This is a genomic window from Frankia sp. AvcI1, assembly GCF_001420875.1.
Lineage (GTDB): Bacteria > Actinomycetota > Actinomycetes > Frankiales > Frankiaceae > Frankia > Frankia alni.
On record NZ_LJFZ01000022.1, the window covers coordinates 103,066 to 128,040 of the forward strand.

General features: G+C 73.9%; 13 protein-coding genes and 32 pseudogenes. 29 read left to right on the forward strand and 16 right to left on the reverse strand.

Annotation, left to right across the window (positions count from 1 at the left end):
* Positions 1-77: 77 nt before the first annotated feature.
* From UK94_RS21300 to UK94_RS21310, 5 genes and pseudogenes are all read right to left on the reverse strand, one after another.
* A complete protein-coding gene (locus UK94_RS21300) occupies positions 78-974 on the reverse strand; it encodes an urease accessory protein UreD (RefSeq protein WP_041938919.1) in 897 nt (298 codons plus the stop codon).
* A 152-nt stretch (positions 975-1,126) separates the two neighbouring features.
* Positions 1,127-1,432: pseudogene (locus UK94_RS60740) on the reverse strand (transcriptional regulator); the annotation flags it as partial.
* Between the two features lies 1 nt (position 1,433).
* A pseudogene (locus tag UK94_RS60745) lies at positions 1,434-1,929 on the reverse strand (helix-turn-helix transcriptional regulator); the annotation flags it as partial.
* A 1-nt stretch (position 1,930) separates the two neighbouring features.
* Positions 1,931-1,981: pseudogene (locus tag UK94_RS74625) on the reverse strand (hypothetical protein); the annotation flags it as partial.
* Positions 1,982-2,133: 152 nt separating this feature from the next.
* Positions 2,134-2,786 (reverse strand): urease accessory UreF family protein (locus UK94_RS21310; RefSeq protein ID WP_235489055.1); only part of this gene is annotated, 653 nt, incomplete at its 5' end.
* A 365-nt stretch (positions 2,787-3,151) separates the two neighbouring features.
* Between UK94_RS21310 and UK94_RS60750 the strand changes: the two genes are divergently transcribed.
* Together UK94_RS60750 and UK94_RS21315 are read left to right on the forward strand one after the other, a co-directional pair.
* Positions 3,152-3,367 (forward strand): hypothetical protein (locus tag UK94_RS60750; RefSeq protein ID WP_235489056.1); only part of this gene is annotated, 216 nt, incomplete at its 3' end.
* Positions 3,368-3,618: 251 nt separating this feature from the next.
* Positions 3,619-4,653: a phytanoyl-CoA dioxygenase family protein gene (locus tag UK94_RS21315; protein ID WP_231861535.1), complete on the forward strand. Its 1,035-nt coding sequence runs from the start codon at positions 3,619-3,621 to the stop codon at positions 4,651-4,653.
* Positions 4,654-4,660: 7 nt separating this feature from the next.
* Here the strand turns inward: UK94_RS21315 and ureC (UK94_RS60755) are convergent.
* From ureC (UK94_RS60755) to UK94_RS21330, 7 genes and pseudogenes are all read right to left on the reverse strand, one after another.
* Positions 4,661-4,908 (reverse strand): annotated as a pseudogene (gene ureC / locus UK94_RS60755) (urease subunit alpha); the annotation flags it as partial.
* 4 nt (positions 4,909-4,912) lie between these two features.
* A pseudogene (locus tag UK94_RS60760) lies at positions 4,913-5,020 on the reverse strand (hypothetical protein); the annotation flags it as partial.
* Position 5,021: 1 nt separating this feature from the next.
* Positions 5,022-5,575, reverse strand: a pseudogene (locus UK94_RS60765) (amidohydrolase family protein); the annotation flags it as partial.
* A 1-nt stretch (position 5,576) separates the two neighbouring features.
* Positions 5,577-5,876 (reverse strand): annotated as a pseudogene (locus UK94_RS60770) (amidohydrolase family protein); the annotation flags it as partial.
* Between the two features lies 1 nt (position 5,877).
* Positions 5,878-6,388 (reverse strand): annotated as a pseudogene (ureC, locus tag UK94_RS60775) (urease subunit alpha); the annotation flags it as partial.
* A gap of 143 nt (positions 6,389-6,531) precedes the next feature.
* Positions 6,532-6,837, reverse strand: a pseudogene (locus UK94_RS21325) (urease subunit beta); the annotation flags it as partial.
* Positions 6,834-7,122 (reverse strand): urease subunit gamma (locus tag UK94_RS21330; RefSeq protein ID WP_235489059.1); only part of this gene is annotated, 289 nt, incomplete at its 5' end. The pseudogene UK94_RS21325 and the gene UK94_RS21330, both read right to left, overlap by 4 nt.
* A 597-nt stretch (positions 7,123-7,719) precedes the next feature.
* Here UK94_RS21330 and UK94_RS60785 point away from each other — a divergent pair.
* From UK94_RS60785 to UK94_RS60825, 11 genes and pseudogenes are all read left to right on the forward strand, one after another.
* Positions 7,720-7,850 (forward strand): annotated as a pseudogene (locus tag UK94_RS60785) (ABC transporter substrate-binding protein); the annotation flags it as partial.
* Between the two features lies 1 nt (position 7,851).
* Positions 7,852-8,586: pseudogene (locus UK94_RS21335) on the forward strand (ABC transporter substrate-binding protein); the annotation flags it as partial.
* A partial coding sequence (locus UK94_RS60790) for an ATP-binding cassette domain-containing protein (RefSeq protein ID WP_235489061.1) occupies positions 8,583-9,140 on the forward strand: 558 nt, incomplete at its 3' end. The pseudogene UK94_RS21335 and the gene UK94_RS60790, both read left to right, overlap by 4 nt.
* A gap of 1 nt (position 9,141) precedes the next feature.
* Positions 9,142-9,467: pseudogene (locus UK94_RS60795) on the forward strand (ABC transporter ATP-binding protein); the annotation flags it as partial.
* Positions 9,464-10,378: an ABC transporter permease subunit gene (locus UK94_RS21345; RefSeq protein WP_011602642.1), complete on the forward strand. Its 915-nt coding sequence runs from the start codon at positions 9,464-9,466 to the stop codon at positions 10,376-10,378. The pseudogene UK94_RS60795 and the gene UK94_RS21345, both read left to right, overlap by 4 nt.
* A gap of 233 nt (positions 10,379-10,611) precedes the next feature.
* Positions 10,612-10,762 (forward strand): annotated as a pseudogene (locus UK94_RS76350) (ABC transporter permease); the annotation flags it as partial.
* 1 nt (position 10,763) lies between these two features.
* Positions 10,764-10,925, forward strand: a pseudogene (locus tag UK94_RS60805) (ABC transporter permease); the annotation flags it as partial.
* A 1-nt stretch (position 10,926) separates the two neighbouring features.
* Positions 10,927-11,009 (forward strand): annotated as a pseudogene (locus tag UK94_RS60810) (ABC transporter permease); the annotation flags it as partial.
* 1 nt (position 11,010) lies between these two features.
* Positions 11,011-11,230 (forward strand): annotated as a pseudogene (locus UK94_RS60815) (ABC transporter permease subunit); the annotation flags it as partial.
* Between the two features lie 435 nt (positions 11,231-11,665).
* A pseudogene (locus tag UK94_RS60820) lies at positions 11,666-12,052 on the forward strand (adenine deaminase); the annotation flags it as partial.
* A gap of 460 nt (positions 12,053-12,512) precedes the next feature.
* Positions 12,513-13,366, forward strand: a pseudogene (locus UK94_RS60825) (adenine deaminase C-terminal domain-containing protein); the annotation flags it as partial.
* A 107-nt stretch (positions 13,367-13,473) separates the two neighbouring features.
* On the opposite strand, the gene UK94_RS21360 reads toward UK94_RS60825, so the two are convergent.
* The 3 genes and pseudogenes from UK94_RS21360 to UK94_RS21365 form a co-directional block, all read right to left on the reverse strand.
* Positions 13,474-14,394, reverse strand: coding sequence for an ATP-binding protein (locus UK94_RS21360; protein ID WP_235489095.1), 921 nt, complete (start codon positions 14,392-14,394; stop codon positions 13,474-13,476).
* 523 nt (positions 14,395-14,917) lie between these two features.
* Positions 14,918-15,230, reverse strand: a pseudogene (locus UK94_RS60830) (aromatic ring-hydroxylating dioxygenase subunit alpha); the annotation flags it as partial.
* A 1-nt stretch (position 15,231) separates the two neighbouring features.
* Positions 15,232-16,171, reverse strand: a pseudogene (locus tag UK94_RS21365) (aromatic ring-hydroxylating dioxygenase subunit alpha); the annotation flags it as partial.
* A gap of 485 nt (positions 16,172-16,656) precedes the next feature.
* Between UK94_RS21365 and UK94_RS21370 the strand changes: the two are divergent.
* From UK94_RS21370 to UK94_RS21395, 16 genes and pseudogenes are all read left to right on the forward strand, one after another.
* Entirely contained in the window at positions 16,657-17,583 is a 927-nt protein-coding gene (locus tag UK94_RS21370; RefSeq protein ID WP_050997024.1) for an FAD binding domain-containing protein, read from the forward strand.
* Between the two features lie 173 nt (positions 17,584-17,756).
* Entirely contained in the window at positions 17,757-18,281 is a 525-nt protein-coding gene (locus UK94_RS21375) for a (2Fe-2S)-binding protein (protein WP_085949703.1), read from the forward strand.
* Positions 18,271-18,853 (forward strand): annotated as a pseudogene (locus UK94_RS60835) (xanthine dehydrogenase subunit D); the annotation flags it as partial. The gene UK94_RS21375 and the pseudogene UK94_RS60835, both read left to right, overlap by 11 nt.
* A 1-nt stretch (position 18,854) precedes the next feature.
* Positions 18,855-19,248: pseudogene (locus UK94_RS60840) on the forward strand (molybdopterin cofactor-binding domain-containing protein); the annotation flags it as partial.
* A 1-nt stretch (position 19,249) separates the two neighbouring features.
* Positions 19,250-19,327 (forward strand): annotated as a pseudogene (locus UK94_RS60845) (hypothetical protein); the annotation flags it as partial.
* A 1-nt stretch (position 19,328) separates the two neighbouring features.
* A pseudogene (locus UK94_RS60850) lies at positions 19,329-19,702 on the forward strand (xanthine dehydrogenase subunit D); the annotation flags it as partial.
* Between the two features lies 1 nt (position 19,703).
* Positions 19,704-20,199, forward strand: a pseudogene (locus UK94_RS60855) (molybdopterin cofactor-binding domain-containing protein); the annotation flags it as partial.
* A gap of 1 nt (position 20,200) precedes the next feature.
* Positions 20,201-20,685 (forward strand): annotated as a pseudogene (locus UK94_RS60860) (molybdopterin cofactor-binding domain-containing protein); the annotation flags it as partial.
* Positions 20,682-21,625, forward strand: a 944-nt coding sequence (gene allB / locus UK94_RS21385) for an allantoinase AllB (RefSeq protein WP_235489064.1), incomplete at its 3' end; no start/stop codon positions are given. The pseudogene UK94_RS60860 and the gene allB, both read left to right, overlap by 4 nt.
* Before the next feature lies 1 nt (position 21,626).
* Positions 21,627-21,819, forward strand: a pseudogene (locus UK94_RS60865) (allantoinase); the annotation flags it as partial.
* A gap of 1 nt (position 21,820) precedes the next feature.
* Positions 21,821-22,052: pseudogene (locus UK94_RS60870) on the forward strand (allantoinase); the annotation flags it as partial.
* Between the two features lie 276 nt (positions 22,053-22,328).
* Positions 22,329-22,865 (forward strand): annotated as a pseudogene (locus UK94_RS60875) (bifunctional allantoicase/OHCU decarboxylase); the annotation flags it as partial.
* Between the two features lies 1 nt (position 22,866).
* Positions 22,867-23,336: pseudogene (locus UK94_RS60880) on the forward strand (bifunctional allantoicase/OHCU decarboxylase); the annotation flags it as partial.
* A gap of 1 nt (position 23,337) precedes the next feature.
* Positions 23,338-23,479, forward strand: a pseudogene (locus tag UK94_RS60885) (hypothetical protein); the annotation flags it as partial.
* 1 nt (position 23,480) lies between these two features.
* Positions 23,481-23,879 (forward strand): annotated as a pseudogene (gene uraD, locus UK94_RS60890) (2-oxo-4-hydroxy-4-carboxy-5-ureidoimidazoline decarboxylase); the annotation flags it as partial.
* 183 nt (positions 23,880-24,062) lie between these two features.
* Positions 24,063-24,443 (forward strand): hydroxyisourate hydrolase, encoded by a 381-nt coding sequence (locus tag UK94_RS21395; protein ID WP_041938923.1) that lies wholly within the window; start codon positions 24,063-24,065, stop codon positions 24,441-24,443.
* Positions 24,444-24,603: 160 nt separating this feature from the next.
* Here the strand turns inward: UK94_RS21395 and UK94_RS21400 are convergent, their stop codons facing one another.
* Positions 24,604-24,921 (reverse strand): DUF3349 domain-containing protein, encoded by a 318-nt coding sequence (locus tag UK94_RS21400; RefSeq protein ID WP_041938924.1) that lies wholly within the window; start codon positions 24,919-24,921, stop codon positions 24,604-24,606.
* Positions 24,922-24,975: the final 54 nt, after the last annotated feature.

The following is a 24,975-nucleotide window of genomic DNA, read 5'->3' on the forward strand; positions in this document are numbered from 1 at the left end:
AGTCCCAAGCCCGGGCGGACGACCGTCAGCCCGGCGCCGGACGCTGACCCAGCCCTGCGCCGGAGGCCGACGGCGCCTCATCCCGTGGGGTCGGCCAGTGCTGTCAGCCGGCGGCGCAGGGTGACGGCATCGTCGGCCAACGCCGACACCAGGTAGCCCGGACCGGTCAGGGGCAGCCGGGCCACCCCCTCGGCAACGGCGGCGTCGGGTCCGGCCCCGGCCCATGCGGGGGCCACGACGAGCAGCGAGCCGACCGCGCGGGCACCGCCCAACTGGGCCGGACCCCGCAGCCCGGGCACCTGTGGCCCGAGCAGCAGCTCCTGGCGCAGCAGGGGCACCCATCCGAACGGCCCACCCGCCAGGTCGGCACCTGGACCCTCGGCACCGCCCGCCACATCGACGCGCAGCGTGCTGAGGATGGACCCGCCGGGCTCGCCGAACCGTCCGAGCAGGATCTCCTCACGCAGCCGCAGCCGAGCCGTCGCGGCCAACCGGACATCCGTGCTGATCTGGTGATCGGCCCCGTCGGCAACCACGGTCGGTTCCGGACCGAGGTCGAGTTCACCGCCGTCCGCGACCTCCGCAGTGACGGTCAGCCGGGACGGTCCGGGGCCGCGACCTGGCAGCGCGACGGTCGCGGCCACCGAGCGCAGGACCAGGCGCACCCCGCCCCCGACGGAGATGTCCAGCCGCAGGTCGTCGCCGGCCAGCGGACCAGCGGCCCCGTTGACCAGGTGGACCGTCATCGTCGGCAGCGGCCCCGGGTCCGCGCGTGCCCCGGCGCCCGCGCGCGCCCCGGTCCGAACGGGTGACACGCCGGTCATGCGCAGGACGATCGGCACGTCCGAGCGCAGCTCGGCGAGTCGGGGAGCGCCCTGCGGTCCCCGCTCCACCCGCACCGAGGCGTGCGCCCGGACAGCCGTACGGCCCGTCCGGGGCCTGGCTGGCGACGCGGCGTCGGTGGTCGTGGGCATCGGGTGCAGCTCCTCGCGGCCAGGTGCCGGCCGGGCGACGGGTGTCCCGGCCAGGCGGGGCCGCGGGGCCGGGTCAGTGTGATCGGTCTGTGTGATCGGGTTTGTGGGAGCGGGGTAGCGGAGCGGGGGCGGGGGCGGGGGAGTGCCCGCGATTATCCGGAGACGGCGCGCAGAGCGCCGGGGCGGCGGCCGGTGAGTCGGTCGAGTGCGGCCGCGGTCGCCTCGTCTGCTGGCAGGAGGACGAGAAGACACTGTTCGTCGTCGGCCGGTAGATCGAGCCGTTCGAAGGCCAGCCGCAGTTCGCCGACTTCGGGGTGGACCAGGCTGGTGATCCCGTTTGCCGGCGGCAGGCCCGTCAGCCTCGTCACCCGCTCGGTGAACGCCGCCCCGGCGGTGCGGGTCAGCTCGTCGGCGAGGGCCGCGACGAAGGGGTCCACCCGGAACGGGCCCTGTTTGAGNGCGGCCACCTGGGAGTCGGCCGCCTGGTCCCAGTCCGGCAGGGCTGCTCGGGCCCGGTCGTCGGTGAGGACAAAGCGGGCCAGGTTCGGCAGTTGGTCGTCGAGTAGTCCGATCGGACCAGCGATCCGGGCGTATCCCTCGGTGTGAGCCAGGATGTCGGTGAGCCGGTTGAGGAGCACGGCCGGACCCGGCTCGAGCCCGTCCAGCAGCCGCTGCACGGTCGGACGCACCGTCCGGCCGGGTGGTATCCCCGCCATGCAGGTAAAGCCCCCGTCAGCCGCCTTGACCAGGCGTTGCAGGTGAACCCGCTCGTTCGCGGTCAGCCGGAGGGCCTCGGCGAGGACGCCCAGCACGGCCATGGACGGCCGGCGGTCGCGGCCCTGCTCCAATCGGGTCACATACTCGACGCTCACCCCGGCGAGCGCGGCGACCTCCGAGCGGCGCAGCCCACGGGCGCGACGCCGGGGCCCGCTGGGCAGCCCCACGTCGGCGGGCGNGAGGGCCTCCCGACGGACCCGCAGGAACAGCCCCAGCTCGTTGTCGCCCACGGGGGGACCGTAACAGCCCACCCAGCACGGATCATGGCCCTGCGGCTACCAGTCTTCGGCCGGTGCGGCCCACCCTCCCGGATCCGCAGCGGCGCGAGCGGCGGCCTTCCTACGACCGAGNGGTGACGACCCGTCGACAGATTCGTGGCCTTCTAGGAGGTGAACATCCGCAGCGCTGCGAGCCGGTGCTGCTCGGCCAGCAGGTCCAGGCGGACGCCGGTGAGCGCCGGAAGCTCCCGCGGGGGCAGGGCGGCCGCCTCCTCGCCCGCACGGGCGGTCGCCTCCACGTCGTCGGCGAGGCCGGCCAGCACCCCGGTGACGGCCAGCGGGTCCAGCCCGATCAGGCGGGTCGCGGCCGTCGCCGGCCCGGTGACCGTGGTGTGTGCCGCGGCGAGGGCCGCGTCTGCGGGCAGCAGCCCCGCGCCGGCGGCCACCATGCCCAGCGCGATCGGGTGGTGCGGAGCACGAGGACCGGCGGGCACCGGCCACGCGGCCCGGCCGGCGCGCAGCAGGGTACGGCCCTGCGCCCGGCTGGCCGCTCGCTGTGCCGGGGCGGGCGTGCGGGCGTCGAGCTCGGCGTCGAGTTCGGCGACGTCGGTCCGGCCGGTCGCGATGGCGTGGCAGGTGGCCGCGGCGAAGGCGGCGGCGACCAGGCCGGCGGTGTGCAGCCGGCCGAGCAGGAACGCCGCCAGGTCGGTCAGGCTCGCCAGGCTGCCGTCGGTGACCGCGGCCTCCACCCCGCCCGAATGGGCGTGCCCCCCGGTCGGCATGCGGCCGTCCGCGAGCACCAACAACGTTGCCCGTCNCCCGGACCGCCCGATCGAACCACGCCCGTCCCCGTCGCCGTGGCCCGGCTGGTCGGTGTGGTGACGCTGGCCGCCGCCGAGGAGGGCGCCCCTGTCGTCACCGGACTTCACCACGCCCACTTCACCAGGTTTTCCTGCTCGGTGGCCGTCTTCGGCCAGGTGGCACCCTCCGTCATCCGGCCGACAAACCGGTCACGCCGCCCGTCTACCTGTGGAAGAGTTCGCGACCGGTGGCCGTTGTCCGGCCCGGCCGGGCGGCATGGCGGCACTCGTGCTGACTGGCCGCGCGCCGCGCCGGCCCCGCCTGCCGGGCGAGGCCTGCCACCGGAGGCGACGACTGTGAAGAACCGGGACGAGGGACGAGATGTCATTGCGGTCGACAGGGCGCGGACCGCGGGTCCGCCTGACCGGGCTGCTGGTGGCGGCGGTGGCGCTGGCACCCGTGCTCACCTCCTGCAGCGATGATCGCCCGCCGAAACCCCGTTGCCAAACGGGCTACCAGGCTGACTGGGACGACGACGACCACGAGTGGGAATGCGAGCGCAAGGGCTCCCACTCGTCGCACAGCACCCGTCACCGTNCCCGCACCCGACACTAGACGAGCAGGTCCGTAGGCCGGCCGACTGTCAGCCAGGCGTCCTGGCCGTGCCGGCGGATGACCGTGTCGGCGGATGACCGTGTCGGCGGATGGCCGTGCGCAGGGCCCGGCATCCGCCGGATTGCTGCTGGTCAGCAACGGCGCCGAAACCCGCTCGCCGTAGCGTGATGAACCGACTGGTCCGGTCGGGGGCCACCCGGGCCGGTGGGGACGTCGAGGGTGGAGGAACGACCATGGGCAGCCCGACTTTCGTCCCGGCCCCGGCGGGCGTGACCTGCGGGGCGCCGTCGATGCCAGCGGTGGCCGAGGTCGGGGTGTTTGCCGTGGACCCGACCCTGCCGGACCCGCTGGCCGCGCCGGCGCTGGCCGGCCTCGACGACTTCTACCACCGCCATGGCTTCGTCGTGCTCCGCGGCCTGCACTCCGCCGAGTTCCTCGACCGGGTCGAGCGGGAGTGCGGCGCGGCGCAGCAGGCCGTCCTCGCCGGGACCGTGTCGGAGCGCTACGGCTCCACGCAGTACCTGGACGCCCGTCACCTGGACCGAGCGGGCCTGGATCGGGCAGGCCAGCCAGAGGGTGCGGCGGACCCGTCCGGAGGGGCCTCGAACGGAACGGCCCCCGCCACTGCCAAGATCAAGGCCGGCGTCGAAGCGTATGTGAACTACGTCGAGCACGTCGAGGAGCTCGCCCCGGCCGTCCGGGCGGTGGCGACCCATCCGCTCATGGTCGCCCTGCTGCGTCGCCTGCTCGGCGCGGACGTGTGGATGAGCCCCAGCGAGAACGCCGGCGTGGTCTACCAGGACGCCCGGCCCGGCCGCGAGTCCGGCTACAGCCGGATCGGCTGGCACTCGGACTGGCAGGCGATGCCGAGCCTCGACGTGTGGCCCGGCTGCGCGTTCACCCTCCACGTGGACGCGACCAGTCCGGCCAACGGCTTCCTGCGGGTGGTGCCGGGATCCCACCGCTGGGCCACGCCGGCCCCCTACCGCAACATCAACAACGTCGCCGTGCCGGCGGACGCCCGCCCGAGCGGGGGATACACCGACGCCGAGCCGCCCTACGAGATGCCGCTGGGATTCGAGAAGGTCCCGGGGGAGATCGCCGTCTACGCCGAGCGCGGCGACCTGCTGCTGCACGACGCCTACCTGTGGCACTCGGCGGCCCGCGCGACGGAGAACGCCACGACCCGCCGGCATGTGCGGGCCGGCTACTACAGCGGCGACCCGGCCTCCTACCGCGACCAGTTCATCAAGAACGCCGCTCGCTGACCCGCCGTCAGAACAGGAAGTACCGCTGGGCCATCGGCAGCTCGCGCACCGGGTCGGCCTCGACGGCCTCGCCGTCGATCGAGACCGTGAACGTGTCCGGGTCGACGCGGATGTCCGGCGTCGCGGTGTTCTCCGGCAGGTCGGCCTTGCCGCGCCGGCGCACGTCCTCCACCGGAACCACGGGCGTGGCCAGGCCCAGCCGCTCGGGCAACCCGTCGGAGATCGCGGCGGGCGAGACGAAGGTCAGCGACGAGGNGGNGGCCGGACCCCGCGCGGCCCCCCACATCGGGCGGGGCAGCACCGGCTGCGGGGTGGGGATGGAGGCGTTGGCGTCGCCCATGGCCGCCCAGGCGACGAACCCACCCTTNAGTACCAGCGACGGCCGCACCCCGAAGAACGCGGGATCGTAGACCACCAGGTCCGCGAGCTTGCCGGGCTCGACCGAGCCGATCTGCGCGTCCAGCCCGTGCGCCACCGCCGGGCAGATCGTGTACTTGGCGACGTACCGCCGGGCCCGCGCGTTGTCGGCCGGGCCGTCCCCCGGCAGGGCCCCACGGCGCCGCTTCATCACGTGCGCCGTCTGCCAGGTGCGCAGCACGACCTCGCCGATCCGGCCCATCGCCTGCGAGTCCGAACCGATCATCGAGATGGCGCCGAGGTCGTGCAGGATGTCCTCGGCGGCGATCGTCGACGGCCGGATCCGGCTCTCGGCGAAGGCCAGGTCCTCGGGCACGCTCGGGTTGAGATGGTGGCAGACCATCAGCATGTCGAGGTGTTCGTCGAGGGTGTTGACGGTGTGCGGGCGGGTCGGGTTCGTCGACGACGGCAGCACGTTGGCGGCGGCCGCGACGGTGATGATGTCCGGGGCGTGGCCGCCGCCGGCGCCCTCGGTGTGGTAGGCGTGGATGGCCCGGCCGGCGATNGCGGCGAGGGTGTCCTCGACGAAGCCGGCCTCGTTGAGCGTGTCCGAGTGCAGCGCCACCTGGACGCCGGCGGCGTCGGCGACGCGCAGGCAGGCGTCGATCGCGGCGGGCGTCGTGCCCCAGTCCTCGTGCAGCTTGAACCCGGCGGCGCCGGCCCGGAGCTGTTCCCACATCGACTCGTCGTTGACCGTGTTGCCCTTGCCGAGCAGGACGATGTTCACCGGCCAGTCGTCCATCGCGGACAGCATCCGCGCGAGGTTCCACGAGCCCGGCGTCACGGTGGTCGCCTTCGTGCCCTCGNCCGGGCCGGTGCCGCCGCCGATGAGGGTCGTGATCCCGGCCCCGAGGGCCTCGGGGACCTGCTGCGGGCAGATCAGGTGCACGTGGCAGTCGACCGCGCCCGCGGTGAGGATCTTCCCGTTCCCGGCGATGATCTCGGTGCCGGGCCCGATGACCAGGTCGGGGTGGACGCCGTCCATCGTGTCCGGGTTGCCGGCCTTGCCGAGGGCGACGATCCGCCCGTCGCGGATGCCGACGTCCGCCTTGATCACGCCCCAGTGGTCGAGGACGACGGCGCCGGTGATGACGAGATCGGGCGCGCCCTGCGCGCGGGTCGCCCGCGACTGGCCCATGGACTCGCGGATGACCTTGCCACCGCCGAAGACCGCCTCGTCGCCGCTGCCGGCGAGCCCCGGACCGCGGCTGCGGTCCTCGGTCACCTCGATGAACAGGTCGGTGTCGGCGAGGCGGATGCGGTCGCCGACCGTCGGTCCATAGAGCGACGCGTAGCGGGATCGGTCCAGGCGGCTCATGAGCCCTCTCCGAGATAGCCCGGCAGGTCGCCGGTCGCGCCCGTCGTGCCTGGCGTCGCTGCGGGACTGTCGCCGACGACCGCACCCCCGGCGCGGACCGCACCCCCGGCGCGGACCGCACCCCCGGCGCGGACCGCGCGCCCGTCGAGCGGGCCGGCCGACTCCGGGCGCAGGCCGGGCACGATGCGGGCCCCGGTCAGCGGGACGAGGTCGACCTCGCGTTCCACCCCGGGCTCGAAGCGGACCGCGGTGCCGGCGGGCACCGCCAGCCGGTGCCCCCAGGCGAGGTCGCGATCGAAGTCGAGCGCCGGGTTGGCCGCGGCGAAATGGTAGTGCGATCCGACCTGCACCGGACGATCGCCGGTGTTGCGGACCAGTACCGTCCGCACGGGCCGCCCCGGGTTGATCTCGACGGGGTCCTCGCCCGGCAGGATCTCGCCGGGAATCACGCGATCGGCTGGTGCACGGTGACCAGCTTGGTGCCGTCCGGGAACGTCGCCTCGACCTGGACCTCGGCGAGCATCTCCGGCACCCCCTCCATGACGTCGTCCCGGGTGAGCACGCCGCGCCCGGCGGTCATCAGGTCGGCGACGCTGCGGCCGTCGCGGGCGCCCTCCAGCAGGAACGAGGTGAGGAGGGCGGTCGCCTCAGGATGGTTCAGCCGCAGCCCGCGGGCGCGTCGTTCCCGGGCGAGTCCGGCCGCCACATGGATGAGCAGCCGTTCCTGTTCATGGNGGCTCAGCAGCACGAACGCGAAGCCTAGCAGGCGCGGCCAATGATGCCGGCGTCGCCGCGGCCCGGACGGCCGGTCGGCGCGCGAGTTCCGCGGCACTCCNCACGTTCGTCTTTCGGCCGTCGCCCGATGTCGGGCAGGTGAACGTTGAACCGCTTTCGGGGCATCCAGGTTTCGGTGACGTTTCGGTCGACGGGAATCCCGGGGGCGGTGGTNGAGCGCGACCGGCCTGGCGGCCAGAATGGAGTTACTGGCAATTCACACAGGTGNGATGAGACGGATANGCCTCCTTCCTAGCGTCCGGGAGACCGCTCGGGCAGGTCGGATCGACCGGCCGACGGGGTGTGCCCGGGACGAGTGTGATGGGGGTTTGGTGACAACAGGTCTGGATCGGCGGGGTTTTCTCCGCCGGGGCGTGGGAGTGACCGCGGGAGCGACTCTGCTCACCGCCGGCGGGGGCGGCCTGCTCGCCGCGTGCGGCAGCGACGACAGCGACGCCAGCGACGACTCGGGCTCGGGCGGCTCCGGCGCCGCGTCGTTCGGGACGCTCGCCGTCCGCCTGTCGTGGATCAAGAATGCGGAGTTTGCCGGGGAGTANGTCGCCGACCAGCGCGGTTACTACAAGGCGGCCGGATTCTCCGGCGTCAACCTGATCGCGGGTGGCCCGTCGGCGACGCCGCAGGACACCGACGTCGCCACGGGTAAGGCCTTCATCGGAATCTCCTCCCCNGACATCACCGGGACCGCGATCGCCCAGGGCGCCCCCCTGAAGATCATCGGGGCGCAGTACCAGAAGAACCCGTTCGCCATCCTGTCCATGGCCAAGAGCCCCCTCAGGACGCCTCAGGACATGGTCGGCAAGAAGATCGGCGTGCAGGCGACCAACGAGTCGGTCTGGTCGGCGTTCCTGAAGGCCAACAAGCTCGACCCTTCGTCCATCACGAAGGTGCCCGTGGAGTTCGACCCGCTGCCGCTGACCACCGGAACGGTCGACGGTTGGTTCGCGTTCGTGACGAACGAGCCGAACCTGCTGCGGGTCAAGGGTTTCGACGTCACCACCTTCCTGCTGGCCGACCACAACTATCCGCTCGTCTCGGAGACCTTCATGGTCACCGACGAGTCGATCGCGAAGAACCGCGACAAGGTGAAGGCGGCGCTGACCGCCGAGATCCGCGGCTGGAAGGACGCCACCTCCGACGCCGCGCTCGGTGCCAAGCTCGCCGCCACCGTCTACGGCAAGGATCTCGGCCTGGACGAGAAGGAACAGGGCCTGGAGAGCGCCGACCAGAACAAGCTCATCCTCACCGAGGAGACGAAGAAGAACGGGCTGTTCACACTCACCGACACGCTGGTCGAGGAGAACATCGCCACCCTCAAGCTCGCCGGCGTCGACATCACTGCCGACAAGCTGTTCGACCTGTCCATCATCCGAGAGCTGTACAAGGAGAAGCCGGAACTCATATGAGCGCAGCCGCCACGTCCATGCCAGAGCCGGCCCCGGGACCGTCGGCTCCCTCCGCTGCTGTTCCTGGTTCCGGCGTGAGCGTGGTGGGCCTGCGCAAGGAGTTCCGCCTCGGCCGTTCGTCGATTCTGGCCCTCGACGACGTCAACCTCGCCACCGAGGAGGGCTCGTTCCTGACGCTCATCGGGCCGTCGGGCTGCGGGAAGTCGACGGTGCTGCGCATCCTCGCCGATCTCGACGCGCCCAGCGCCGGTGAGGTGCTGGTGCACGGGGAGCCTCCGGCGACCGCCCGACGTGGCCATCACCTCGGCATCGCCTTCCAGGACGCGGCGCTGCTGCCGTGGCGCTCGGTCGAGGCCAACATCCGGCTGCCGCTGGAGGTCGCCGGGGTGAAGGCGAACCGGGCGGTGATCGCGGACCTGATCCGGCTGGTGGGGCTCACCGGCTTCGAGAAGGCCCGCCCGGCGCAGCTCTCCGGCGGGATGCGCCAGCGGGTCGCGATCGCGCGCGCCCTCGTCGTCGAGCCCCGCATCCTGCTGCTCGACGAGCCGTTCGGCNCCCTCGACGACATGACCCGCCAACGGCTGAACTTCGAGCTGCTGCGGATCTGGGGCGAACGGGCCACGACGACCCTGCTCGTGACCCACTCCATCCCCGAGGCGGTGATCCTCTCCGACACCGTCGCGGTGATGAGCGCCCGACCGGGCCGCATCTCCTCGCTCGTCGACATCGACCTGCCCCGACCGCGCACCCCGGAGATGCTGCGCTCGGCGCGGTTCCACGAGCTGCACGACGAGCTGTCGGCGCTGCTGTTCTCCGGCGGCGAGACGGCGTCGGCCTCAGCGGGGACGCCGGCGGCCGACCCCGCCCGGAGCGGCGCATGACGACCCTGCAGGACGCCGCCTTCGGCGCCACCGGCGGTGGTCCGGGCCGGCCACCCGGGGGGCCGGGGGGATCCTCCGGCCCGAGTGGGTCGGGCGGGTCGGACGGTCGCGGCACGGGACGCCGCCGCGGCGGGGCCGGGACGGGCGCCGACCTGCCGGCCTGGATCGGTGGCGCGGCCGGGATCGTCGGGCTCCTCGCGCTGTGGTGGGTGCTCGCGGTCACCGTCCTGGACAACGGCGGGGTGGTGCCCACCCCGTGGGAGGTCGTGCGGGCGCTGTGGGATGACCACCGGCTCATGTGGACGTCGGTGACCTCGACGGTCCAGATCGCGGCGAAGGGCTGGCTGATCGGCAACGGCCTGGCCATCGGCCTCGCCGTGGTGTTCTTCGGCGTGCCGGTGGTGGAGCGGGTGCTGCTGCAGATCGGCGTGGCGTCCTACTGCCTGCCGATCATCGCGATCGGCCCGATCCTCACCACCGTGTTCGACGGCAGCACCCCGCAGATCGCCCTGGCCGGCATCTCCGTGTTCTTCACGACGATGGTCGGCACCCTGCTCGGCCTGCGGGCCGCGGACCCGGCGAGCCTCGACGTGGTGCGGGCCAGCGGGGGCGGCGCCTGGAAGCAGATGCGGTACATCCGGTTGCGGGCCGCCCTGCCGAGCACCTTCGCCGGGCTGCAGATCGCCGCGCCGGCGGCCGTCCTCGGCGCGATCATCGGCGAGTTCCTCGGCGCCGACCGGGGGCTCGGCGTGGCCATGGTCCACTCCCAGCAGGCCCTGGAGGTCCCGCGGACGTGGGCGCTGGCCGTGGTCGCCTCCGCGGTCGCCGGACTGGGCTACGCGCTGACCGCGCTCGTCGCCCGCCTGCTCACCCCGTGGGCACCGCGCGGGAACCCGGGAGGCGGGCTGTGACGGCCGGCGCCCCGCCGGCGACCGCCGCGGCACCGGCCACGGGCGGCTCCGCGCCTTCGGCTTCGGCGGCGGCCGCGGGGCATGGCACGCACGTGCTGCTCACGGCGATCCTGCTGCGGGTCGGGCGCACGCTGCTGTCCGTCGTCGCGTCGGCCGCCGTGATCGTCGGTCTGTGGTACGCGTTCATCGCCGTGTTCGACCTCAACCCGCTGGTCGCCAAGGATCCGCAGGCGGTGTGGACGTACCTGTTCACGGCCGACAAGGCCGCCGAGAGCCGGCGGGCGATCCTCGACGGGCTGTGGCACACCCTCGGCGACGCCGGGGTCGGGTACGCGGCGGGCACCGTTGCCGCGATCGTCGTCGCCGTGACCTTCGTGCTGTTCCNCTCGGTGGAACGGGCGCTGATGCCGGTGGCGATGATGCTGCGGTCGGTGCCGCTCGTGGCGATGATCCCGCTGCTCACCCTGATCTTCGGGCGGGGTCTGACCGCGGTCGGGGTCATCGCCGGGATCATCGTGTTCTTCCCGTCGCTGGTCAACCTGGTCTTNGGACTGAGGTCCGGCCCGCCGGCCGCCGCCGACCTGGTCCTCGCCTACGGGGGTGGTCCCGCGACCGTGCTGCGCAAGGTCGCNCTGCCCAGCGCCCTGCCGGCGCTGTTCGTCTCCGCGCGCATCGCCGTCCCGGGCGCGGTCATCGGTGCGCTGCTCGCCGAGTGGCTGGCGACCGGCGAGTGGCTCGGCTACTACATGCAACGCGCGCAGCAGACGTTCAACTACGGCGGGGTGTGGGCCTCGGTGGTCGTGATCACGGTGGCGAGCATCGCGCTGTACGCCGTCGTCGGCTTCGTCGAGGNGATCGTCCTGGCGCGGTACGGGCCGAACTCGGGTCGTGGCAGGTAGCGATGACTGTGATGCCCGCAATGGTGCCGTCGATCGCACCCGCCGCCTCGNCCGGACGGGCCATCCTGGGGCGGTCGGCTCTCTGCCGTGCACGTCGTCGCCCCCCGGNCTGCCCTCCCGCGGCGTATCTCGCGATTCCCCTGCGATATAACAAAAATCGGCGCGAATTACGCGATGTTCCCGGGCGGCCGCCTTCCCTGCCTGCCGTCTTCGGATGTAGATGCGCCGCCGGCGCCGGCCGGCGGACGAAGGGCTGCCTTTGAACGTCGAATGCACCAGCCTCGGACCCCGGCTGATGGCGGCGCACGGCCGGGTGGTCCGGCCGACGCGGATGGTTTCCGCCGGTTCGGCCACATACCCGCGGGCGCCAGCCCGCACGGAGTCGCCCGTGGTGATCCCCCGCCTGGACCGGCACGAACCCGCGCCGGAACCGGCCGGTCCGATCGGGCGCCTCCCGGTGACCGGCGCGGACCGGTTGCCCCCCTCGGCCGCCGAGCTGGCCCGCCTGCGCCGGGTCGCCGACGGCGAGGAGGACGCCGACCTGATCGTGCGGGGCGGCCTGGTCGTCGTCGTGCACGACGGCACGGTGGTCAGCCGCGACATCCTCATCGTCGGGCGGTACATCGCCGCCGTGACCAGGCCCGGAATGCTCAGCGGCCGGCGCTCTCTCGACGCCGCCGGCCGTTACGTCGTACCCGCCTACGTCGACGCCGGGCTGCGGGTCGAGGAGACACTGCTCAGCGCGGGCGAGCTGGCCCGTCTGCTCATCCCGCGCNGGACGGTGACGCTGCTGAGCGACCCGGCGGCGCTGCTCGCGCTCGGCGGGGCCCGGGGCTCGGAGCTCGCCACGGGCTCCGCGACGCCGCTGCGGGTACTGCTCCGTTCGGGCGGTGTCCTGCCTGCCGACGCCGACCTGACGCTTGCCGCGTCGCCCCCGCCCATCGCACCGGTCACCGGTCCCGGGGCGATCCCTCCCACCTCGCCCACCACCACCTCGGTGGTCGAGGTGAGCCCGGCACCGCCGGGGGCCGGGGTGAGCGGCCTGTCCGCGCTGGGTGCGGGGCCGGTGGCGGACGCCGCCGGACTGCGCTGGGCGCTGGACTACCCGAGCCCGGCGAGGTACCGCACGGTCACCGAACTCGCCACCCACGGCCATCTCGACCACGACGTGCGGCTCGCCGTCGGCCAGGGCATGGGGCCCATCGACGCCATCCGGCATGCCACCCTGCTCCCGNCCCGGTCGTACGGCCTGGACTCGGCGTTGGGCTCCATCGCCCCCGCCCGGCTGGCCGACCTGCAGGTGGTGACCACGCTCGCCGGCACCGCCCCGCCCGACGTGGTGGTGGCGGGCGGCCGGATCGCCGCAGAGCATGGCCGCCCACTGTTCGACAACCACGATGTGGCGCCGGCCTGGGCCGTCGGCCGGATCCGGCTGCCGGCGAACCTGCATGCCGGCTCCTTCGCCGGCCCCGGGCTGAGCCGGGCGGGCCGGCAGGACGTCAGCGTCGCGGCGGTGAGCATCGACGTGCCCCGCGAGCCGGCCGCCCATCCGGTTGCGGGCGGGTCCGGACGCAGCCCCCTGGGCGGTGCGGGGCCCGAGCCGGTGACGACGACGGCCCGTCGGCACGGCGTGCGCACGGTGCGGGTGCAGCCGACGGTGCACGGCGGGTACGCCGTCGCCGATCCCACCCGCGACCTGCACAAGGTCGCGGTCTTCGAGCGCGACGGCGGCGGCGCACCGATCGACGTCGGGCTGATCCGCGGCTGCGGGCTCACCCGCGGCGCGCTCGGGGTGTCGACGCTCCACGCGCCCGGCCACGTGGTCGTGGTCGGCGCCCGCGACGACGACATGTTGACCGCCGCTCGAGCGGTCGAGGGCATGGGTGGCGGGTTCGTCGTGGTGGACCAGGGCTGGGTGCGGGCGGCCTGCCCGCTGCCGTTGCTGGGCCTGATGAGCGATGCCCCGTGGGAGGCGGTGCTCGGCGAGCTCGCCGCCGTCGACACCGCCGCGGCCGATCTCGGCTGCCGGCTGCCGTTCCCGCTTCGGACCCTGGCGACCCTCGGCCGGCTGCTCTACACCCGCCCCTGATATCCCCGACGCCTCGTGCCCGCGTGGTCGCGTGGTCGCCGGCCACCGATCCCGACCGGCTCTCCCCTGGGATCTGTCGCCGGACGGGTGAGGTGCCTCGGTTTCCGTCAGCCCCCGTCAGCCGCCCGCGGCCGGTGGGGCAGGGCGGGACCCCCACCGGGGATGGCCCATCCAGGCGGTGCGGGTGACAGCGGCGATGCTGGTGGGGGCGGCGCGGGCGGCGCCGGTGTCGTCGGATGGCCGACGGCGGTCTGGGCCCGGACGTGCGCCGCGCACTCGCGCAGGTCGCGGTGCACCTGATCGGTCAGATGCCAGGTGCGGCCCGCGCTGTCACCCCCCACCTGGACCAGACCGGCGTGGAGCAGGCGGATGAGGTGGGCGCGTGCCTGCGAACGATCCACGCCCAGCAGGGTGGCCGCCTGCGCCGTGCGTAGCCGCGGAGTCTGCCGTAGCGCGGTGATGAGCTGAAGGTCGGCTCGACCCAACGGCCGGCCGAGCCGCTCGCGGGCCGCGACGTACCGGGCGAAGGCCAGGTCCGCGGGGACGGCGGGCAGGGTGGCGACGATCGTCCGTTCGGCCGGATGATCGAAGTGGGGAGCCGCGAGACCGTGCCGGAGCTGGTCGGCGACGGCGCGGCTGATCCCGTGCCCCGTGCGCTGGGCGATCCCGGCCCGCCGGAAGGCGTCGGCGAGCAGGGGGTTGCGCGGGCGGGGCGGCCCCGCGAGCGCGGCCGCGGGTGGCCCTCCGGCGCCCGGCGCCACGGGATTGGTGATCTCGATGCGATCGTCCGCCCATCGCACGTGGACGGCGCCGGGAACCTCATAGTCCCGATGGGTCAGCGCGTTGGTGATCAGCTCCCGGAACGCCTGCTCCGAAAAGGCGGGAACGTGTACCCGCAGGAGTTCGAACCGGATCACCTGCTCGGTGTTGCGGGCGCGGAAGCGGGCGAGCAGCTCCTCGGCGAGCCGGAACAGCGGCCAGTGAAAGAAGTCGTTCACCACCGCCGTGTCGGCCCGCAGGACCTGCATCGCCGCCTCGTNCCAGGGCAGGAACCAGCGGATCGCCTCCGGCCGGCCGAACAGCAACAGGGCCTCGGGCAGCAGGACCGGCTCCGAGCTGTCTGCCGTCGACGTCGACGGAGCGCCCGGGCGGGCCACCCCGAGGGCGGCGGCCAGCTCAAGGTCCGCCAGCCCGGCGAGGCCGACGTCGGCGCGTGATCCTGAGGCGCTCACCAGCCGGCGGAACCGCTCGAATTCGCGGGGATCGAGATCCGCCCATCCAGGGTCGACGATCGGCCGCGCCCGATCATGCTCCGTCATTGGTTGGCAGGTCGGCTGCCGTGTACGAGATGAAGAAGTCCCAGTGAAGTGCCACTGTCTCGGGCCCCGGCTCCGGGCAAGTCCACGATTGACAGCATGCCAGATCGCGCCGTCGTATCGGGCTGAAACTGACTCGTCCGGGGACAGTGCTTTGGACTGTCGTTTCGCCGGGCCGCCGGATGCGACTCCGTCGGCCGGCTCGGTCACCCGCCTTCTTCGCTCGCCTTCTTCGCTAACGGATCGGTGTGTGCCGGAACTCGGTGCGGCGGGCGGTGGTGCGGGGCCGGTCCCGGCCGTCGGAGGGTTGCCCGGAGCCGCTCGTCGGCAGCCGGGCCGCCCGCTCGACGAGGGAGGCCAGCGACCGACGCAGTGCGACTCCCGCGGCGTCGGCCCGGACACTCACCTCCTCGGTGAGGTCGGCATCGTCGCCCCGCAGCGGTTCGCCTCCCGGCGGGTCGCCGAGCAGGGGCAGGCCGTCGAGGTCGAAACGCTCCTGCAGTGCGAGGTCCTCGTCGAGCACCGCCTGTTCGAAGCGGGCGGCCTCGNCCATCAGCGCGGCGTCCCCGCCCAGGTCGTCGCGCAGCAGCCTCGTGTAGATCCGGGTGGATCCGGCGTCCTCCGGTTGCAGGCAGAACTGGATCGTGTTGATCATCCCGGCGTCGGGGTAGTCCAGGCGCAGGCGCAGCATGAACGGTGGCCGGTACACGTAGGTCGACCAGCGGCGCTGAACGAGCGGATGCTCGCCGGTGGCGACCTTGGGGTCCTCCGGGTTGGCGACCCGCTGTTCCATCTGCACGACGAATCCGTCGCCGTCCGGTGTCACCCGGTAGGGCGCGACCACGGTGGCCTCGCCGGCGCCGATCGTGCCGGCGTGCACGAACGGGAAGTGCGCCGTGTCCAGGAAGTTGTCGGCGAGCAGGCCGGCGCAGGCGGAGGACCGCGACGGCTCGAGCCAGACCGAGTCGAAACCCGGCTCGTCCGCCTCGGGGATCTCGATCAGGTCGGTGAACGGTTCCTCCGGCGCGATCCAGATCAGGCCGTGCCGCTCCACCACACCCCACGGTGGGGCGGCCCTGGCCCGTCTGGGGGGCGGCACCCCGGGGCCCAGGGCGGGAACCGCGGTGCACTCGCCGGAGGCGACAAAGCGCCAGCCGTGATAGCCGCAGACGAGCTCGCGCGCATCGACCCGGCCGGCCGACAGCGGGGCGAGCCGGTGCGGGCACCGGTCGGCGAACGCCGCCAGGCCATCGTCCAGGCGGGCGAGGACCCACGGTTCACCCAGCAGCCGGACCGTCACCGGCTCGTCGGCGACCTCCTCGGAGCGCGCCACCGGATGCCAGCCGTGGCGCAGTGCGGTGGTGGTGTTCTTCAGACGACGTGACATGCCCACCTCGCTCGCGTGCCGCCGGCGGCGATCGGGCCGCCGGCCCGGTGCGGTGTCCGGACGACCTCGCGATCTGGCCGGAGCCGTTACCGGGCGGACCATCCTTTCCAGGAGGCCATCCTCCCGGTCGGACCCTCATGACACGCGAGGACGGAGGAGAACCGCGCGTTCCGGCCACAGAGGGGACAAAGGTCCCATTTAAGGAGGGAAACGGCTCGGTATCTCGACTCGACATCGTGCATGTAACACTCGGTGAGGGAGTGCTGGCCGGCCGGTGAGGGTTCGGGCCGGCCGGATGCGGCGACTGTCCCCGGTGGGNCTGGTGCAACGGCCCCCGGCCCGGTCGGGGTGGCCTCACGGAGCGTCCGCATGGTCGAACATCATTGTAACTTTTCGCCTCTAGGGTCGGTTTCCATGCACCGTTCGTCCGCCTGCCCCGCCGCCCCCGGGCGTGCCCGCCGATCCCGCCCGTCCGGCCCCCCCGGATTCTCCGCCGCGGGCCCGAGGGGGCGAGTGCGGTCCAGGACTCTCCTGGCGCGGTCCTGGCGGTCGGGTTCCGGTCGGCGTCGGTTCCGGCGGAAGTGGGCATGGTGATGACCGGGGGAACGACGTCCGCGATGTTCCGGCCACGCACCGTCGGTGAGGCGGTGGAGATGCTCGCCGCCGCGCACGACTCCGGTGCCGCGGTGGCGCTGCTGGGCGGCGGCACCGATCTGGTCCCGGCACTGCGCTCCGGGGAGCGGGCCGCGGAGGTGGTCGTCGCGCTGCGCCGGGTGCTCGAACTGCGGGTACGCGGTGCCGGGGCGGACAGTCTGACCGTCGGCGCGGGGGTGACCTACACGGACCTGGCGGGCTGGTCGCTCTCGCCCGGCCTGGCGCGGGCTGCCCGGGTCGTCGGCTCCGTCCAGATCCGCAACACCGGCACGGTCGGCGGTGCGCTGGGGTCGGCGCGGCCCGCCGGCGACCTGCTCACCTTCCTGACGGCCGCCGACGCCGAGGTGCTCACCACCTCGCCCCGAGGAGCGGACCGGCTGCCGTTGCCACGCTTCCTCGCCGACGGGTTGGCCCCCGACGCCCTCGTCACGGCGGTCCGACTGGCTCGTCCGGGCGGCCCGCAGGTCTACCTCAAGATCGGTGATCGGCAGGCCGCGTATCCCGCGGTCGTCTCGTGCGCTGTGCTCGTGGACCGGGTCCGCCACCGGCTGACGTGCGCGATCGGGGGAGTGGGCCTGCTGCCGGCCCGGATGGGGGCGGCCGAGAGCTACGCAGGCGACGAGGTCGACTGGTCGACCGGGACGGTGTCCCCGGCGGCGGCCCGGCGTTTCGGCGACCTGGTCGTCGAGGCGGCTGCCCGGATCACTCCCGCCCTGCCCGTGGGCCCTCGTGGCTCCGCGGAGTACCGCTGGCACGCGGCCGGGGTGCTCGCCGGCCGGGCGCTCGCCCGCTGCCTGCACGTGACCACACCCCCGGCGACCGGCCCCGCCGGGGACCCCGCCACCGGGGGGATGTCGTGACCGCCGCGTCCGCGGACGGCCCCGACCCGTGGGCGGACGGGGTGAGCGCTGCCGGCGGTGGGGCAGATCGTGCCGGCGGTGGGGCAGATCGTGCCGGCGGTGGGGCAAGGGATGCCGGCGATGGGGAGGTCGGCGGTGGGGATGGCGGGGCGGACGGCGGCGAGAACTACCGGCTGAACGTCGACGGTTTCCTGCGCACGGTGAACGGTGCGCGGATCGGCGATTCGCTGCTCACCGTGTTGCGGGACACCCTTGGGGTGACGGCGGTGAAGGACGCGTGCGAACAGGGTCGGTGTGGGGCCTGCTCGGTGCTGCTGGACGGCCGGCTCGCGGCGTCCTGCACGGTGCTCGCCGCGGACGCCGACGGCACCCGGGTGGTCACCGTCGCCGGGTTGGGCGGTGTGGGGCTGGCCCGGGCGATCCGGGCGATGTTCCTGGCCGAGGGGGCGGTGCAGTGTGGCTTCTGCACCCCGGGCTTCGTGGTCGCGGTGACGGATCTGCTCACCCGCCATCCGGACGCCGACGAGCAGGAGATCCGCGAGGCGCTGGCCGGCAACATCTGCCGGTGCACCGGCTATGGCCGCATCCTCGCCGCCGTGCGGGCGGTCCAGGCTGAGCGCGGCGTCCTCCGCTCGGGGGATGCTGACGCGCCTGAGGGGATCCACCGTCGTCTGGATGGGGGTGCGGATGGGGGGTGAGGTCGTGCGAGGTGGGATCGGGCGGTCGGTGCATCGCCCGGACGGACCAGACAAGGCGAGCGGAACATTCCGGTACGCCGGCGACCTGCGGATGCCGTCGATGCTGCACGCGCGCACGCTGCGCTCGCCGCATCCACGGGCCCGCCTCGGGCGCGTCGACGCCGCGGCGGCCCGCCGCCTGCCCGGGGTGGCCGCCGTGGTCACGGCCGCCGACGTCCCGGGCGTGGCCACCTACGGGCTGATCGTCGCCGACCAGCCGGTCTTCGCCGCGACGGAGGTGCGCTACGCCGGGGAGCCGGTCGCCGCCGTGGCCGCGGTCGACGCCGCGACCGCCCGCCGCGCGCTCGCCGCGATCGAGGTGGACTACGAGCCGCTGCCCCCCTCGACCGACCCGGATCGGGTGCTGGCCGCGGACGCGGAAGCCCTGCATCCTGCCGGCAACCTGTTCCGCGAGATCGACATCCGGCACGGCGAGCCCGGGGTTGACGGTCCCGTCGTCGTCGAGGACCGCTATGTGGTCGGCATGCAGGACCAGGCGTTCCTGGCACCGGAGGCGGCCCTGGTCGCCCCGGNGGCCGACGGCGGGGTGGACCTGCACGTCGCGACCCAGTGGCTGCACTCGGACCGCGAGCAGCTCGCCGCCTGTCTGGGCATCCCGGAGAACCTCGTCCGCCTCACCCTGGCGGGCGTGGGGGGTGCGTTCGGGGGGCGCGAGGACGTCACCCTCCAGATCCACGGCGCGTTGCTGGCCCGGGCGGCGGGCGCGCCGGTGCGGATCGCCTACGACCGGGTCGAGTCCTTCCTCGGTCATCCGCACCGCCATCCCGCCCGGATGTGGTTCCGCCACACCGCGACCGCCGACGGCGAGCTGGTCAGCGTCCAGGCCAACGTGGTTCTCGACGGCGGTGCCTACGCGTCGTCCTCCCCCGCGGTGCTCGCGAACGCGGTCACCCACGCCGCCGGCCCCNACCGGGTTCCGCATGCGCGGCTGCGCGGGGTGGCCGTGCGGACCAACAACCCGCCCTGCGGGGCCATGCGGGGTTTCGNCGTGCCACAGGTGACCATCGGCCACGAGGCCCAGATGGACCGGTTGGCGGACGCGCTCGGCATGGACCCCGTCGAGCTGCGGATCCGCAACGCCGTCCGACCGGGGGATGTCCTGCCGACGGGGCAGGTGCTCGGCGCCCCGCTGCCGGCGCGTGAGCTCATCCAGCTCGTCGCCGCCCGTCCGCTGCCCCCGGCGCCGCCGGCCGCGGACGTCACCGGCCTCGCCCTGCCCGGCGGTCTGCCCGCCGCCGCGGAGCCGGGCCGGGTGCGCCGCGGCGTCGGCTACGCCCTGGCCTACAAGAACCTCCTCTTCTCGGAGGGCATGGACGACTCGTCGGCCGCTCGCGTTCGGCTGGACCTGACCGACGACGGCANGCCGCGTGTCCGCGTGCACAGCGCCTGCGCCGAGGTCGGCCAGGGCTTCGTCACCATCGCCGGCCAGATCGCCCGCACCGAGCTCGGTGTCGAACAGGTCGTCCTCGCCCCCGCGGACACCGCGGTCGGCAGCGCCGGCTCCACCAGTGCCTCCCGCCAGACCTGGATGAGCGGCGGCGCGGTGCGCGGTGCCTGTCTCGCGGTCGCCGACCGGCTGCTCGCCCGGGTCGCACGGGCCGCCGACCTGCCGGCCGAGGTCGTCGAGGCCCCCCGGCGCACTCTGCGGATCGCCGCCGGACAGATCGTCGGCGTGGAGGCCGGGCTGCGCATCGACATCGCCGACGCCCTGGCCGAAGGTCCGATCGAGGCCGACTACACCTTCCACCACCGGCGGACGACCGCGCTGGACGCCGAGGGCCAGGGAGATCCGCACGTGGCGTTCGCCGGCGCGGCCCACCGGGCGGTCGTCGACGTGGACATCGATCTCGGCCTGGTCNGGGTCGTGTCGATGGCCCTGGCCCAGGACTGCGGCACCGTGCTCAACCCCCTGTCCCTGCGTGGGCAGGTCGAGGGGGGCACCGCCCAGGGGCTGGGCCTCGCGTTGATGGAGGAGCTGGTCACCGTCGACGGGGTGGTGGTCAACCCGACCTTCCACGACTATCTTCTGCCGACCACCGCGGACGTCCCCGACCTGGACTTCGTCGCCGTCACCGAGCCGCAGCCCGAGGCGCCCTACGGGGTCAAGGGCGTCGGGGAGGCGCCGACCTGCACCGCCACCCCCGCGATCGTCGCCGCGATCCGGGCGGCGGTCGGGCGGGACCTGCGGCGGGTCCCGGTGCGCCCCCAGGACCTCGTCGACGTCCCGACCCGCCCCGACGTCCCGACCCGCCCCGACGTCCCGATCGGCGTCGACATCCTGATCCGCCCCGACGTCCCGACCGACGCCGGCGTCGACCCGGCTGGAGGTGCTTCGACGGCATGAGTGAGCACCCCCCAGGCGCGCCGGCGCGCCTGCCGGAGCGGCCGCAGGTGCTGCGCTCCAGCCGGGTAGTCCTGCCCGACGGCGAGCGGCCGGCGGCGGTACACCTCGCCGACGGCCGGATCGCCGCGATCACCGAGCCCACCGAGGTGCCGGCGGACGTCCAGGTCACCGACCTCGGCGACCTGGCGTTGCTACCCGGTGTGGTCGACAGCCATGTGCACGTCAACGAGCCGGGTCGGACGGAGTGGGAGGGCTTCGCGACCGCGACCCGCGCCGCGGCGGCGGGCGGCGTCACCACGATCATCGACATGCCGTTGAACGCGATTCCGCCGACGACCTCGCTGGCGGCGCTGGCGACCAAGCGGGCGGTGGCCGAGGGGCAGATCGCCGTCGACGTCGGGTTCTGGGGCGGCATCATCGGTGCCGACACCCGCAGTCTCGCCGATCTGGCCGCCCTGCACGACGCCGGCGTCTTCGGCTTCAAGGCTTTTCTGGCCCCGTCGGGGGTCGAGGAGTTCCCGCACGTCTCGATGGAGGTGCTGGCTGCCGCCGCCCGGCACACCGCCCGGATGGGCGCCCTGACCGTCGTGCACGCCGAGTCGCCCGCCGTCCTCGCGGCGGCGCCGCCGGTCGCCGGGCGGGCCTTCGCGAGCTGGCTGGCCTCCCGGCCCGCGGCGGCGGAGACGCAGGCGGTGGCGGGGCTGGCGGCGCTGTCCGCGGCGACGGGCGCGCGGCTGCACGTGCTGCACCTGTCCGCCGTCGAGGCGCTCGACGAAATCCTCGCCGCCCGCGCGGAGGGGCTTGGGCTGACCGCCGAGACCTGCCCGCACTACCTGACATTCACAGCGGAGGAGGTCCCCGAAGGGGCCACGGTGTTCAAGTGCGCCCCGCCCATCCGGGGCAGATCGAACCTGGACCGGTTGTGGGACGCGATGCCGGCNGGATTGCTCACCGGGATTGTCAGCGACCACTCGCCGTCGACGCCGGAGGTCAAGCACATCGACAGCGGCGACTTCGCGGCCGCCTGGGGCGGCATCGCGTCCGTGCAGATCGGGCTACCCGCGGTGTGGACCCAGGCCCGCGCCCGCGGGCACACCCTCGCCGAGGTGGTCGCCTGGATGTGCGCGGGGCCAGNCGACCTCGCCGGGCTGCGCGGCAAGGGCCGGCTCGCCGTCGGTGCGGACGCCGACCTCGTCGTCTTCGACCCGGATGCGTCGTTCCTGGTCGAGCCGTCCATGCTGCGGCATCGCCACCCGCTCACCCCCTACGCTGGACGCAGCCTCGACGGAGTCGTCCGGGCAACCTATCTGCGGGGGGTGCGTGCGGACGGTGACCGCCCGCCGCGGGGACGCCTGCTGGCACGGTGAGGTTNCCACCTCACCCGATCGGGCCAGGACCCCTCCTGCCTGCCGGGGCCCGGGTCCATGGCTGGCGCGGATGGGCCCCCACGTCCGGCCGTGCGATGCCGACCCGGACCAGCCGCAGGCGTCGTCGGGACGTACCCTTTGCGTCCCGCAAACGTGCCGACCCAGCCTGCCCGCACCGGAGCGCCACCGAGCCCGGTGGCGACCCGGCGGCCGCCCGACCAGCGGCGCAGCAGCCGGTTGCCGCAGGTGACACCGCTCGACCGAGAGAAGGATCCGATGAGTGACGAGCCCGACCTGACCAATCTCGTCGACCTGGCGGCAGCCCGTTCCGGCGGCACGGTCGTGGCCGTCAACGACGAGTTCTTCGCGTTCGCGGAGCGGATGTTGCTGCCCGAGCCGCCGGTCGTGCGCCCCGGCGTGTTCACCGAACGGGGCCAGTGGACCGACGGCTGGGAGACCCGCCGCCGCCGCGATCTGCCGGGGGCCGACTGGGCCATCGTCCGTCTCGGCGCGCCCGGGATCGCCCACGCGATCACCGTCGACACCACCCACTTCACCGGCAACGCACCGGAGGCCGTCGAGATCCACGGCGCGACGGTCGCCGGGTACCCGTCCGCCGCGGAGGTCGCCGATGACGCCGTCGACTGGGTGGAGCTGGTCCCGCGCACGCCGATCACCGCCGACGCGGTCAACGTGCTTCCCGTGGCGGAGGCGGGCCGGCTGCGCATCACCCACCTGCGGCTGACCATCCATCCGGACGGCGGAGTCGCCCGGCTGCGCGTGCATGGCACGGTCGTGCCAGATCCGCGCCTGNTCGACCGGGTCACCTCCGATCTTGCCGCCGCCTACCTGGGCGGGGTGGTGGTGGCCGCCAGCGACATGCACTACGGCGACCGGCACAACCTCAACGCCTCCGGCGACGCCCGGGCGATGGGAGAGGGCTGGGAGACCCGGCGCCGCCGTGGCACCGGGCACGACTGGGCGGCGGTCCGCCTGACGACGCAGGGTCTGATCGTGCGGGCCGAGGTCGACACCCGCCACTTCCGCGGCAACGCCCCCCGGGCCGTCGAGCTGTGGGCGGCGGACTACCCGGACCTGCTCGACCCGGATGACATCGACGCCATCACCGAGTGGGTACCGCTGCTGCCGCGCACGCGGGTGCAGCCCAACACCCGGCACCTGTTCGACCTGGAGGTGCCCGTCCAGGCCACCCATGTTCGCGTCGACGCGATCCCCGACGGGGGCCTGGCCCGGCTGCGGCTCACCGGCGTCCCGACGGCCACCNGGCGCGAGGCACTGGCCATGCGCTGGTTCGACGCACTCTCCCCTGACGCGGCCCGCGAGGAGCTGCTGGCCTGCTGCGAGTCCGAAGACTGGGCCGAGGCGGTGGTGGCCCGCCGCCCGTTCGGCACCCTGGCCGCTCTGCTNCCCGCCGCCGAGCAGGAATGGTGGCGGTTGCCGGAATCGGCCTGGTTCGAGGCGTTCACCGCGCATCCCCGGATCGGGGAGCGCCCGACCGGCATCCCCGCGCCACCGACGACGTCACGCGCATCGGTGGTCTCCCTCGACGCCCCCCGGCGGGAGCAGGCGGCGATGGACGAGGCCCCCGAGGCGATCAAGGCGGCGTTCGTCTCCGGCAACGCCGCCTACGAGGAGCGCTTCGGCTACATCTTCCTGGTCCGCGCGGCGGGACGCGGCGCCGAGGAGATGCTCGCCCTGCTGCAGGAGCGGATGGCCCACGAGCCCGACGAGGAGCTGCGCATCGCCGCCGGCCAGCAGGCGGAGATCACCGCCCTGCGGATCCGGCACCTGATCACCGGAGCGTAGCCCGCCGGCGGTGACGACGGACGACGATCGGGGCCCGGCCGGCCGAAGGGCGGCCGGGTTGGCGAAGGCGCGGGTTGGCGAAGGCGCGGGTTGGCGAAGGCGCGGGTTGGCGAAGGCGCGGGGCGGGGGAGGACCGGCGACGCAGGCTGGTCGCGACGGGGCCGGGGACTGGACGGAGGCGCGATGGGACTGTCCACACACGTCCTGGACACGGCGCAGGGGCGGCCCGCTGTGGGGGTGCCGGTTCGGCTCGAACGGGGGAAATCCGGCCCGAAGTCCGACGGCACCGGCGAGACAAGCCGGAGCGGCACCGGCCGGAGCGGCACCGGCCAGACCGGTGCCGACTGGACCGTGGTCGCCGAGGCGGTCACCGACGCCGACGGCCGGGTCGGCGACCTGCCGCTGACCATGCCCGGCCGCTGGCGGCTCGTCTTCGACACAAGCGCCCGCTCGACCTTCTTCCCCGAGGTGAGCATCGCGTTCCACGTCACGGACCCGGCGGAGCACCATCACGTCCCGCTCCTGCTGGCGCCGTTCGGCTACTCGACCTATCGCGGCAGCTGACCCGATACCGCACGCCGGGTGGACGACCCGGGGCGAGTCAACGGGGAACGACCTAGCCGTGGGTTGACGGGGGCCGTGACCTGGGCTGTGGGTGGACGGGGGCCTTGGCCGACCGACCGCGACCTGGGGGAGAACCGCTCGGCGCAGCGGTGCCGAGCCGTCAGGTCTCGGTGGCGGGCCGCGGGCGGGACGGGGAGGCCAGCGGCCACCCGCCGGCCGCCAGCCGGGCGCTGACTCGGGCGATGTCGCCCTCCAACGGGGTGTCGTGGGTGACGTCGGCGATCGCCGTGCGGATCGCCAGGGCCGAGGCGGAGTCACCGTTCGTGGTCAGCGCGTCGGCGATCGCAGTCACCTCGTCCCCGGTCAGCTTGCGCCGCAGCAGCGCGAACAACGGCAGGTAGTCCCGCTCCGGGACGCCGTCGGGATATCCGGCCCGCAGCCACTGGATGATGGATGCCAGCAACGGAGGCAACGCCACGCCACTCACCTTTCCTTCACCTCCCGGGCGACTCCGGGAACCGACCAATGACGT

Coding starts and splice junctions, on each gene's coding strand:
- UK94_RS21300 (WP_041938919.1), bottom strand. CDS start 974: ATGCCCACGACCACCGACGCCGCGTCGCCAGCCAGGCCCCGGACGGGC.
- UK94_RS21315 (WP_231861535.1), top strand. CDS start 3,619: ATGGGCAGCCCGACTTTCGTCCCGGCCCCGGCGGGCGTGACCTGCGGG.
- UK94_RS21345 (WP_011602642.1), top strand. CDS start 9,464: ATGACGACCCTGCAGGACGCCGCCTTCGGCGCCACCGGCGGTGGTCCG.
- UK94_RS21360 (WP_235489095.1), bottom strand. CDS start 14,394: ATGCAGGTCCTGCGGGCCGACACGGCGGTGGTGAACGACTTCTTTCAC.
- UK94_RS21370 (WP_050997024.1), top strand. CDS start 16,657: ATGGTGATGACCGGGGGAACGACGTCCGCGATGTTCCGGCCACGCACC.
- UK94_RS21395 (WP_041938923.1), top strand. CDS start 24,063: ATGGGACTGTCCACACACGTCCTGGACACGGCGCAGGGGCGGCCCGCT.